Below are 11,335 nucleotides of genomic sequence, written 5' to 3' on the forward strand. Positions count from 1 at the left end.
CGGACAGATCCGTCGGGATGCGCATACAAGGAGAATGAATTCAGTGGTGCGAACAGCCGAGTCGGTTGCTGCAATCATCAAGGCGTACGACGTCCGTGGCGTAGTCGGTGAGCAGATCGACGAAGATTTTGTGCGCGATGTCGGCGCTTCGTTTGCACGGCTGGTCCGCGACGAAGCCGGCGCAGCTACCACCGTCGTGATCGGTCACGACATGCGTGCATCCTCGCCGTCCTTGTCTGCGGCTTTCGCGGACGGTGTCGTCGCACAGGGACTCGATGTCGTCCATATCGGACTGGCGTCCACCGATGAGCTGTATTTTGCCTCCGGATTGTTGAACTGCCCCGGCGCGATGTTCACCGCGAGCCACAACCCGGCCAAGTACAACGGAATCAAGCTGTGCCGAGCCGGTGCAAAGCCTGTCGGCCAGGACACCGGTCTGGGAGTCATCTCGGCCGAGGTTGTTTCCGGCGTACCCGAGTTCGACGGTCCGGCAGGGTTGGTCAGCAGCCAGGATGTGCTCGAGGAGTACGCGAGTTACCTGCGCGGACTGGTCGACCTCTCCGAAATGCGTGAGATGAAAGTTGCCGTCGACGCGGGCAACGGTATGGGTGGACACACCGCCCCCGCTGTATTCGGGCCGATGCCCCTCGACGTCGCACCCCTGTACTTCGAACTTGACGGCACGTTCCCGAACCACGAGGCGAACCCGCTCGATCCGGCCAACATCGTGGACCTGCAGGCGTATGTCCTCGAGACGGGAGCCGATCTCGGTCTCGCTTTCGACGGCGACGCCGATCGATGCTTCGTCGTCGACGAAAAGGGCGAGCCGGTATCACCGTCCGCCGTGACCGCGCTTGTCGCCAAGCGCGAGTTGGCGAAGGAGCCCGGCGCCTCGATCATCCACAACCTCATCACGTCAGCGGCGGTGCCCGAACTGGTCACCGAGTTGGGTGGAGTGCCGATTCGTACTCGCGTGGGCCATTCGTTCATCAAGCAGGAGATGGCCGACACCGGAGCAATTTTCGGCGGCGAGCATTCCGCTCACTACTACTTCCGCGAATTCTGGGGTGCAGACTCCGGCATGCTGGCCGCACTGCACGTCCTTGCAGCACTCGGTGAGCAGGACCGACCGCTGTCGGAACTGATGGCCGAATACACCCGCTACAGCGCTTCCGGTGAAATCAACTCCACCGTCGCGGATGCTGCCGACCGCACCGCTGCCGTCATTGCGGCCTTCACAGATCGCACCGAATCCGTTGATCGTTTGGACGGCGTCACGGTCAACCTGTCCGGCAAGGCCTGGTTCAACCTGCGCGCATCCAACACCGAACCGTTGCTCCGACTGAACGTCGAAGCCCTGACGCAAGCAGATGTCGACGCGTTGGTCGACGAGATCTTGGCGATCGTGCGCAACTGAGAAGATTATCTGCTCGATTGGTTTGTCGGCGCATCGACTTACCTGGGATAGTTGGGGGACTATCCCGCACGGGACACTGCGAGAGAATTTGGTACGGAGAAGGGGGTGCGGTGAAATGACAGCGCCGACGCCGCTTCTCGACCTCGACGACAGTGACGGTTTGTCTGCTGCCGATTTCGAGGGGCTACTGCGTTCGGTAGCCATGGGGGGCGCACAGATTCGCTCGACAGCTTCGGCCATTGCCGAGGGCACATTGGATCGGCTGGTTGGTCTGCGGCCACGAAGCATCGTGTTGGTCGCCGGGGCCGGGGGTGCCAGGCACGCTGCCCGGATCGCCGTCGCTCTGCTCGGTAACTCGGTCAGTTGTCCGTTGGTCTTGTTGGACCGGACACCGTCGTGGGTGGGTCCACTCGACGTCGTGGTTGTCGCGGGTGACGACGCCGGCGATCCGAGGCTGGTGGAATCCGTTGACGGCGGCGTCCGTCGCGGCGCCGAAGTTGTCGTGGCGGTTCCCGAAGAAGGTCCGATGCGTGCCGCCGCGGCCGGCCGAACCATGTCCCTGGCGCCACGTGTGTTCACTGCCCCACGCCATACGATGATGCGTTTTCTCGCAGTCTTCGCCGCCGTTGTCGCCGCGATCGACAACCGTGGTCGCAGTGCCGACGGAACGTCGTACTTAGGTCGCAGTGCAGACGGAACGTCGTTTCTCGATCGCATCGCGGATGCCGTCGATGCGGAAGCAATCAGCGACGGGCCGACAAACGAGGTCTTCCACAACCCGGCAAAATCGTTGGCCACTCGCATGCGTGACCATCGCGTCGTTCTGTGCGGCAGCGGCGCACTCGCGTCTGCGCTCGCTGAATATGCAAGTGCTTCACTCCTGGCATCCGGGCATTCTGCTGCCGGCGCAGAGCTCTCCGATGTGATTGCCGCCGCCCGGTCACTGTTCGTCCCGACAGGTGGCGCACGTGATTCGGTGTTCCACGATCCGTTCTTTCATGATCCGGAGTTTGACGGCGCACTCCCGGTCGACCCCGTTCGTGTTTTCGTTTTTGCCATGGAAGCGGGTCGTGGGGAGGCCACACGCAGGATCGATGCGCTTGCAGATGCAGACTTGGTGATCGCCGCGCACGACGACACAGCCGACACGGGGGTATCGGAGATGGAACAGCTATTTGTTTTGGCGTCGCGTCTGGATATGGCGTCGGCGTACGTGCAGTTGACGGGTGGTGCGCGGTAGTGCAAGAACTCGAAGGTGCTTTGAGGTCGTATGCGTGGGGGTCGCGTACGGCCATCGCGGAACTTCGCGGGCGCCCCGTGCCATCGGCCCATCCCGAGGCAGAATTGTGGCTGGGTGCGCACCCGGGTGATCCGGCTCTCGTCGTTGACGAGAACGGCACTGAATCATTGCTCGAGTTGCTGCGCCGCGACCCCGCAGGACAGTTGGGTTCTGCCAACGTCGAAGCATTCGGCGAGCGGCTGCCGTTCCTGCTGAAATTGCTCGCGGCGGAAGAACCGTTGTCGTTGCAGGCTCATCCGAGCGCCCGGCAGGCGGCAGAGGGTTTCCGCCGGGAAAATGAGTTGGGCGTGCCGATGGACGCATCGATTCGCAACTACAAGGACGGTAGTCACAAGCCTGAACTTGTTGTCGCTTTGAGTCGGTTCGAGGCTCTCGCCGGGTTCCGTGAACCGGCGCGGACGGTCAAGATGCTGCGCGCGTTGGCGGTAGCCGAACTCGAGCCGTATATCGGCCTCCTCGAAGGACAACCGGACTCCGACGGACTGCGCGCGCTGTTCACTACATGGATAACGCTGCCGTCCGCTGCGCTCGGTACGCTGCTGCCGGCGGTACTTTCGGGATGCATCAGTTACGTTTCGCAACGAGACGTCGAGTTCGCGCCAGAGATACGCACGGCGCTCGAACTCGGCGAGTCGTACCCCGGCGACGCCGGAGTGCTGGCTGCGCTGCTCCTCAACCGAGTCACGCTCGAGCCGGGTCAGGGAATCTTTCTCGCTGCCGGGAACCTTCATGCCTACCTGCACGGACTGGCAGTCGAGATTATGGCGAATTCCGACAATGTCTTGCGCGGTGGATTGACCCCGAAACACGTCGATGTTCCCGAGTTGCTTCGCGTTCTCGATTTCAACGGTGCAGACATCACGGTTCTCGAGCCCGAGCTGGGACCAGATTCGGCGGAATTCACCTATCCGACACCGGCATCGGAATTCCGGTTGACGCGGATCGAATTCGGCGAAGGCACGACGGAGAGCGTCGTACCGGAGGGTGGTCCGAGAATCTTGATCTGCACGGCCGGCGCGGTGACGGCTCGGTGCGGAAGCAGTGAGCTCGACCTCGGTGCGGGGCGGTCGGCGTGGATTTCCGCGGACGAGCCGGCTGTTCGGATAACGGCGAAAAGCATGCACGCGCAGGTATTCAGTGCTTCGGTTGGTCGATAGTTACATTTGTTGTCAGACAGGGAGAATTTGTGTCGGCTAGCGGCAGTAAGAAAGCAATTCTCGCGGCATTGGGTGCGAATGCCGGAATAGCAGTAGCCAAATTTGCGGGATTCCTGATCACCGGCTCGTCGTCGATGCTGGCAGAGTCTGTGCACTCGGTTGCTGACACGTCCAATCAGGGACTGCTGCTTCTGGGGCAGAAGAAAGCCGAACGTGAAGCCGACCAACTCCATCCGTTCGGGTACGGGCGTAGTCGATACTTCTATTCGTTTGTTGTCGCTCTGGTGCTGTTCACTCTCGGTTCGATGTTCGCGATCTACGAGGGAATACACAAGATTCAACATCCCGAGGACCTCAACTCGGCGTACGTCGCAGTCATTATTCTGGTTATTGCGATCGGACTCGAAGGCTTCAGTTTCTGGACCGCCATCAAAGAATCACGTTTGGTCAAGGGCGACTCGACGTGGTGGGGCTTCATCCGCAATTCACGGAGCCCGGAACTGCCCGTCGTCCTGCTCGAAGATTTCGGCGCGTTGATCGGACTGGCGCTGGCACTTGGCGGCGTCGCGTTGACGATGATGACGGGCAACCCGGTTTTCGACGGTATCGGCACACTCTGCATCGGAATTCTGCTCGGGATCATTGCGATCATTCTGATCGTCGAGATGCAGAGCCTGCTGATCGGTGAGGGCGCTACCAGCGCGGAAACCGACCGGATTCTGGCGGCGCTGGTCGACGGAACCCGCATCGAACGCGTCATCCATTGCAAGACGCAGTACCTGGGTCCCGAAGAACTTCTGGTTGCCGCGAAGGTCGCCGTGCCCTTCGGTTCCACGATCTCGGATGTCGCCGCCGCTATCGACGCGGCCGAGGCGCGGGTGCGCGCTGCGGTTCCCGCCGCGCGTGTGATCTATCTGGAACCCGATCTGGACAGGCTTGCGAAAGAAGCCAGGTGAGCAATCTTTCCTCCACAGGCTTAGGCTGAATGCATCTCTGTTGCCACTGACGGGACCGGCTGGTCCACCTTGCCGCCCGCGGTATGTAGTCGGTCTGCAAGGAGGCGGCTGTGGCCATCAAGGACGAGCAAGCGGGATCACGACGTTCAAAACTGTTCCGAACCAAATCGATTGAGCAGTCGATCAAGGACACCGACGAACCGGAGACCAAACTCCGAAAAGATCTGAACTCCTGGGATCTCACCGTGTTCGGTGTCGCGGTGGTCATCGGCGCAGGAATCTTTACACTTACGGCCCGGACGGCAGGTAATGTCGCCGGGCCGTCGGTGTCTCTTGCCTTTGTCATCGCGGCATTTGCCTGTGGACTCGCAGCACTTTGTTACGCCGAATTCGCGTCGACGGTGCCTGTCGCCGGTAGTGCGTACACGTTCTCCTACGCCACATTTGGTGAATTCGTGGCATGGATTATCGGCTGGGACCTCATCCTCGAATTTGCGTTGGCATCCTCGGTGGTAGCCAAAGGTTGGTCCCTGTATCTCGGTGAGGTGATGGGTTCGCATAGTCCGATAGTCGAATGGGGGCCGATCAATTTCGACTGGGGAGCGGTGCTGGTTGTCGCCGTCATCACGGTGCTGCTTGCCACGGGCACCAAACTGTCCTCGCGGGTTTCGTTGGTGATTACGGCGATCAAAGTGGCGGTGGTGCTGCTGGTGATCATCGTGGGCATGTTCTACATCAACACCGACAACTACACGCCGTACATCCCGGCGCCCCAACCGGCGTCGACGGGTGAGGGTATCCACCAGTCGCTGTTCTCCTATGTGACGGGGGCGGGCGGAAGTTCGTTCGGCTGGTACGGGTTGTTGGCGGCGGCGAGTCTGGTGTTCTTCGCGTTCATCGGTTTCGACGTGGTCGCGACTACTGCGGAAGAGACGAAGGATCCGCAGAAGGCGTTGCCGCGGGGGATTCTCGGTTCACTGCTGATCGTCACAGTCCTGTATGTCGCGGTGACGCTCGTCCTGACAGGCATGGTCAACTACCACGTCCTCGAAGGTGACACGTCCAATCTTGCAACCGCATTCGCGTTCCATGACATCACGTGGGCGAAAAACGTCATCTCGTTCGGAGCCCTCGCAGGTCTGACGACAGTGGTGATGGTGTTGATGCTCGGTCAGACTCGTGTGCTCTTCGCGATGGCGCGTGACGGTTTGATGCCGCGCCGGCTTGCGCCGACCGGTAAGCACGGAACTCCGGTGCGGATCACGGTGTTGGTCGGCGTGGTGGTTGCGGTGCTGGCCGGTGTTTTCCCGATCGGCACCCTGGAAGAAATGGTGAACATCGGAACGCTGTTCGCGTTTGTTCTGGTTTCGATCGGTGTGCTGGTTCTGCGCCGGACGCGACCGGATCTGCCACGTGGATTCCGCGTTCCGCTTGTCCCGTTTGTGCCGATTCTGGCGGTGCTGGCGTGCCTGTGGCTGATGTTCAACTTGTCGGTGGAGACCTGGCTGCGGTTCATCGTGTGGATGGCTCTCGGTGTGGTCGTCTACTTCGCGTACAGCCGACAGCATTCGATGATCGGCAAGCGGGAACGAGGGGAAGTTCCCTAGATTTACAAAATCCTTTGTTTGTCTATGCATTGGACAAAATACGTTGTATTGTCTACTCCATAGTGAACTGACTCACAATTGTGGGTCGATTCGAATGGAGGAGCACACCGTGTCGACACACGTGAGCGCGCAGTTCGGGCCGGCAACGCCGCCTGAGGAATGGCGCGACAAGAAGCGTTATCTCTGGCTGCTCGGCCTGGTTCCGCCTACTTCGGTGTTCATCGCCGTCGGAATGGTCGCGGTATTCAACAGCGTCGGTTGGGCTGCCGTCGCGCCCGTGTGGTGGTGGATCGGGCCACTACTTGTGTACGTTCTGCTGCCGATTCTGGACGTCTTCTTCGGCCCCGACGGTGAGAATCCGCCGGACGACGTCATGGAACGGCTCGAGAATGACAAGTACTACCGGTACTGCACGTACATCTACATTCCGTTCCAGTTGGTCAGTCTGGTGGTGGCCTGCTACCTGTGGTCGGCAACCGACTTGTCCTGGCTCGGTATGGACGGCGGGCTGGGGCTGATCTCCAAGATCGGTCTGGCCATCACTATCGGTTGTGTCGCCGGAATCGGAATCAACACAGCGCACGAGTTGGGTCACAAGAAGGATGACCTCGAGCGCTGGCTGTCCAAAGTCACTCTGGCGCAGTCCTTCTACGGACACTTCTACATCGAACACAATCGCGGGCATCATGTGCGTGTCGCGACACCGGAGGATCCGGCGTCGTCTCGATTCGGCGAGAGCTTCTGGGCTTTCCTTCCGCGAAGCGTGTGGGGTTCGCTGCGGTCTTCGTGGGAACTCGAGAAGGCTCGGCTAGATCGACTGGGTAAGAAGCCGTGGACAATTCGCAATGACGTCCTGCATTCGTGGCTGATGTCCGTGGTCCTGTTCGGAGTGCTGACGGCAGTGTTCGGACTTTCGATCTTGCCGTTCCTGGTGTTGCAGGCAGTGTTCGGTTTCTGCCTCCTCGAAACGGTCAACTACCTCGAGCATTACGGACTCAAGCGGAATCGGCTCGATAGTGGTCGGTACGAGCGCGCCGCTCCGCAGCACAGCTGGAATTCGGACCACATCTGCACGAACATTTTCCTGTATCACCTGCAGCGTCACAGCGATCACCACGCCAATCCGACTCGGCGCTACCAGACGCTTCGGAGTATGGACGGTGCACCCAATTTGCCCAGTGGCTATGCCAGTATGATCATGCTGGCCTACGTTCCGCCGCTGTGGCGAAAGGTGATGGATCCCAAGGTGATCGCTCATTACGGTGGTGACGTCACGCGCGTCAATGTTCAGCCGTCGAAGCGTGAGCGAATCCTCGCTCGGTACGGGGCAGCATCAGGAGAACAGTCATGAGTGCGTATCGATGTCCCGTCTGCGAGTACGTCTACGACGAAGCGATCGGTGCACCGCGAGAAGGCTTTCCGGCCGGAACACCGTGGACGGAAGTTACCGACGACTGGTGCTGCCCGGATTGTGGTGTGCGGGAGAAGATCGATTTCGAAGCAGTGTCGATTGAATCAGGAGGTGAATCGTGAACGACTACAAGCTGTATCAGTGCGCGCAATGCGGTTTCGAGTACGACGAAGCCGAAGGCTGGCCCGAGGACGGCATAGCGCCCGGTACTCGCTGGGCCGATATTCCGGAGGACTGGAGTTGCCCGGATTGCGGGGCGGCAAAGGCGGACTTTTTCATGGTGGAGGTCGAGCGCGCCTGAACCGGTAGGACGCGTATCGGTAAAGTCGCTGTCATGACTTCGACGCACGTCCGCCTGCCGCAAAAAGAGGCGTCGCGTCTGCTGCTGCGCAACTCGGTACTCGACTCGATGTGCGAGCTTCTCACCGAGAAAGACTGGTCCGAGGTCACTCTGACGGTGCTGGCGAAGCGCGCCGGAGTCAGTCGGCAAACGCTCTACAACGAGTTCGGTTCACGGCAGGGATTAGCGGAGGCCTACGCGCTGCGATTGGCCGACGGGTTCGTCGACGCCGTCGATGAGGCGATGGTCGCCAATGAAGGCCACAGCGTTGTCGCACTCATGGCGGGCTTCGGCAGTTTCTTTGCCTCGAGCGCTTCTGATCCTCTGGTGCAATCTCTGCTGACGGGGGAGGCAAAACCTGATCTGCTCCGGCTGATCACCACCGACAGCGCCGTCATCATCGACCGGGCGTCGGCGCGGCTCGCGGAGAGCTTTCAGAGGGGCTGGATTCAGGCGTCGGCAGCCGATGCAGGCATTCTGGCCAGGGCAGTTGCCCGGTTGGGGCTGAGCTACATTTCGATGCCGCCGGAGTCCGGAGCGTCCGTGGCGGAGGATCTGGGTACGTTACTGGGGCCGTTCATCGACGTGGCACGTCAGGAGCGATCAGGCGTGGCACGTCAGGAGCGATCGGACGTGGCACGTCAGGAGCGATCGGACGTGGTACGTCGGGAGCGATCAGGCGTGGCACGTGGTGCGCGCGGCGGGTTGTGAGGTTCGCCGGATCACGCTGGTGTGCTTATCGGGGCATTGAGCGGATAGCCTTGAGCAGAGTATGCACGTCAACCAGGAGAGGCAGATGACGACCTCAGTTTCAGCAACACCCGTGGCCGATAGCAGCAACGGAATCGACTTCAAAGTAGCGGACCTTTCGCTGGCCGAGTTCGGTCGCAAGGAAATCCGTCTGGCCGAGCACGAAATGCCGGGCCTCATGGCGCTGCGTCGTGAGTACGCAGATGTGTTGCCGCTCAAGGGCGCTCGCGTTTCCGGATCGCTTCACATGACCATTCAGACAGCAGTTCTGATCGAGACGCTCACGGCGCTCGGTGCCGAGGTTCGGTGGGCCTCGTGCAACATCTTCTCCACGCAGGATCATGCCGCGGCCGCCATCGTTGTCGGCCCGCACGGTACGCCGGAGGAGCCCAAGGGCGTTCCGGTTTTCGCCTGGAAGGGTGAAACCCTCGAAGAATACTGGTGGGCAGCAGAGCAGATGCTGACCTGGCCGGGCGAGCCCGCCAACATGATTCTCGACGATGGTGGCGACGCCACCATGCTGGTGCTCAAGGGTGCGCAGTTCGAGAAGGCCGGCGTTGTGCCGCCGACGGACGACGATCAGGATTCCGACGAGCACAAGGTCTTCCTGGCTCTGCTGCGTCAGTCGCTCGAGGCTGACAAGGGCAAGTGGACTGCCATTGCCGAGTCGGTTCAGGGCGTCACCGAGGAGACCACTACGGGCGTTCTGCGTCTGTACCAGGTTGCCGCTGCCGGAGAACTCACGTTCCCGGCCATCAACGTCAACGACTCGGTCACCAAGAGCAAGTTCGACAACAAGTACGGCACCCGCCATTCGCTGCTCGACGGTATCAACCGCGGCACCGATGTTCTCATCGGCGGCAAGGCTGCTCTCGTCTGCGGTTACGGTGACGTCGGCAAGGGTTGCGCCGAGGCGCTTCGTGGCCAGGGCGCTCGCGTCGCGGTCACCGAGGTCGATCCGATCAACGCTCTGCAGGCACTGATGGACGGCTTCGAGGTCAAGACCGTCGAGCAGGCCATCGGTTGGGCCGACATCGTGATCACGTCCACAGGCAACAAGGACATCATCACGTTCGATCACATGAAGGCGATGAAGCACCAGGCCATCCTGGGCAACATCGGTCACTTCGACAACGAGATCGACATGGCCGGCCTGGAGAAGTCCGGTGAGGTCACGCGGATCAACATCAAGCCGCAGGTCGACGAGTTCACCTTCGCCGACGGTCACTCGATCATCGTGCTGTCCGAGGGACGTTTGCTGAACCTCGGAAACGCCACGGGTCACCCGTCGTTCGTGATGAGCAACAGCTTCTCCAACCAGGTCATCGCTCAGATCGAGCTGTGGACCAAGCCGGAGGAGTACGACAACGAGGTTTACCGTCTGCCCAAGCACCTTGACGAGAAGGTTGCGAAGATCCACGTCGAGGCACTCGGTGGCACGTTGACCAGGCTCTCGAAGGAGCAGGCGGAGTACATCGGCGTCGACGTCGAAGGCCCGTACAAGCCGGAGCACTACCGCTACTGAGCTAGTTGGTTTTTGGCGCAGTGGTTCACTCACCGTCCCCCGGTCCGCGTCTGCGGGCCGGGGGATAGGCTTTCGTCGTGGGAATTCTTGTGGCGTTGGAAGGGCTCGACGGAGCCGGCAAGCGGACGTTGATCGGCAAGGTCGTCGACGAGCTCAGGCGGACCGGCACTTCGATCGCCACCCTCGATTTTCCCCGTTACGGGCAATCGATCCATGCGGATCTTGCTGCCGAGGCGCTCAAGGGTGCCCACGGCGACCTCGCTGCTTCGGTGAATGCGATGGCAGTGCTGTTCGCACTGGACCGGGCCGGTGCTTCATCGCAGATCTCGGAATTGTTGAGCGCCAACGACATTGTCCTACTCGACCGCTACGTGGCGTCCAACGCGGCGTACAACGCGGCTCGGATGCGCCAGGGCGTCGACGGTGAAATGGTCGAGTGGGTACGTGAATTGGAACTGAACCGGCTGGAATTGCCGGCGCCCGACCTTCAGTTGTACCTCGATGTTCCGGTAGCGCTCGCGGAGGAGCGAGCCCGCGGCCGTGAGGCCGAAGATGCCACCCGCGAGCGCGATGCCTACGAGCGTGACGGGGAGTTGCAAATCCGGACGGGCGCGCTCTACTCACAGCTGGCCGCAACCGAATGGGTATCGCCGTGGTGGGTTATCGGCCCCGACACGGACCCCTCCGATCTCGCTCGAAAACTGGCCGATTTCACGTGATGAATCGCGATCAGAGCGTGAATCGGAAGTTTCCGGCACAGTAGAGGGAAACGCGCGGCACGCCGCACAGTCACGTAACAGACAGATTCGCCACTCGAAGATGCAACGATAGGGATATGAAACCAAGGATTCTGGTTGTCGACGACGACACGG

Annotated in this window: 11 protein-coding genes; all 11 read left to right on the top strand. The window is 60.9% G+C overall.

Annotated elements, in window-relative coordinates:
• Positions 1-43: 43 nt before the first annotated feature.
• The 11 genes from QM600_RS06190 to QM600_RS06240 all read left to right on the top strand — a co-directional run bounded on the left by QM600_RS06190 (position 44) and on the right by QM600_RS06240 (position 11,182).
• Complete coding sequence (locus QM600_RS06190) at positions 44-1,417, top strand: phosphomannomutase/phosphoglucomutase (protein WP_283260586.1); 1,374 nt, start codon at positions 44-46, stop codon at positions 1,415-1,417.
• A 115-nt stretch (positions 1,418-1,532) separates the two neighbouring features.
• Entirely contained in the window at positions 1,533-2,657 is a 1,125-nt protein-coding gene (locus QM600_RS06195) for a tobH protein (RefSeq protein ID WP_283260587.1), read from the top strand.
• Complete coding sequence (gene manA / locus QM600_RS06200; RefSeq protein WP_283260588.1) at positions 2,657-3,874, top strand: mannose-6-phosphate isomerase, class I; 1,218 nt, start codon at positions 2,657-2,659, stop codon at positions 3,872-3,874. The genes QM600_RS06195 and manA overlap by 1 nt, the downstream gene beginning before the upstream one ends.
• A gap of 29 nt (positions 3,875-3,903) precedes the next feature.
• Positions 3,904-4,830, top strand: coding sequence for a cation diffusion facilitator family transporter (locus QM600_RS06205; protein WP_283260589.1), 927 nt, complete (start codon positions 3,904-3,906; stop codon positions 4,828-4,830).
• 110 nt (positions 4,831-4,940) lie between these two features.
• On the top strand, positions 4,941-6,437 hold the full coding sequence (locus QM600_RS06210) for an amino acid permease (RefSeq protein WP_283260590.1): 1,497 nt from the start codon (positions 4,941-4,943) through the stop codon (positions 6,435-6,437).
• 109 nt (positions 6,438-6,546) lie between these two features.
• Positions 6,547-7,788: an alkane 1-monooxygenase gene (locus tag QM600_RS06215; RefSeq protein ID WP_283260591.1), complete on the top strand. Its 1,242-nt coding sequence runs from the start codon at positions 6,547-6,549 to the stop codon at positions 7,786-7,788.
• Entirely contained in the window at positions 7,785-7,970 is a 186-nt protein-coding gene (locus QM600_RS06220; protein WP_283260592.1) for a rubredoxin, read from the top strand. The genes QM600_RS06215 and QM600_RS06220 overlap by 4 nt, the downstream gene beginning before the upstream one ends.
• A complete protein-coding gene (locus QM600_RS06225) occupies positions 7,967-8,149 on the top strand; it encodes a rubredoxin (RefSeq protein WP_283260593.1) in 183 nt (60 codons plus the stop codon). The genes QM600_RS06220 and QM600_RS06225 overlap by 4 nt, the downstream gene beginning before the upstream one ends.
• A 33-nt stretch (positions 8,150-8,182) precedes the next feature.
• The gene (locus QM600_RS06230) at positions 8,183-8,899 is read left to right on the top strand and encodes a TetR/AcrR family transcriptional regulator (RefSeq protein WP_283260594.1); all 717 of its coding nucleotides are present in this window, start codon (positions 8,183-8,185) and stop codon (positions 8,897-8,899) included.
• 85 nt (positions 8,900-8,984) lie between these two features.
• On the top strand, positions 8,985-10,463 hold the full coding sequence (gene ahcY, locus QM600_RS06235; RefSeq protein WP_243619386.1) for an adenosylhomocysteinase: 1,479 nt from the start codon (positions 8,985-8,987) through the stop codon (positions 10,461-10,463).
• Between the two features lie 77 nt (positions 10,464-10,540).
• Positions 10,541-11,182: a dTMP kinase gene (locus tag QM600_RS06240; protein ID WP_283260595.1), complete on the top strand. Its 642-nt coding sequence runs from the start codon at positions 10,541-10,543 to the stop codon at positions 11,180-11,182.
• Positions 11,183-11,335: the final 153 nt, after the last annotated feature.

Origin of the sequence: Rhodococcus sp. IEGM 1379, assembly GCF_030056815.1 — a bacterium.
GTDB lineage: Bacteria > Actinomycetota > Actinomycetes > Mycobacteriales > Mycobacteriaceae > Rhodococcus_F.

What these genes read in the sequence shown, in the direction of transcription:
- QM600_RS06195 (WP_283260587.1), top strand. Translation starts at nt 1,533, where the DNA reads ATGACAGCGCCGACGCCGCTTCTCGACCTCGACGACAGTGACGGTTTG.
- ahcY (WP_243619386.1), top strand. Translation starts at nt 8,985, where the DNA reads ATGACGACCTCAGTTTCAGCAACACCCGTGGCCGATAGCAGCAACGGA.
- QM600_RS06220 (WP_283260592.1), top strand. Translation starts at nt 7,785, where the DNA reads ATGAGTGCGTATCGATGTCCCGTCTGCGAGTACGTCTACGACGAAGCG.
- QM600_RS06230 (WP_283260594.1), top strand. Translation starts at nt 8,183, where the DNA reads ATGACTTCGACGCACGTCCGCCTGCCGCAAAAAGAGGCGTCGCGTCTG.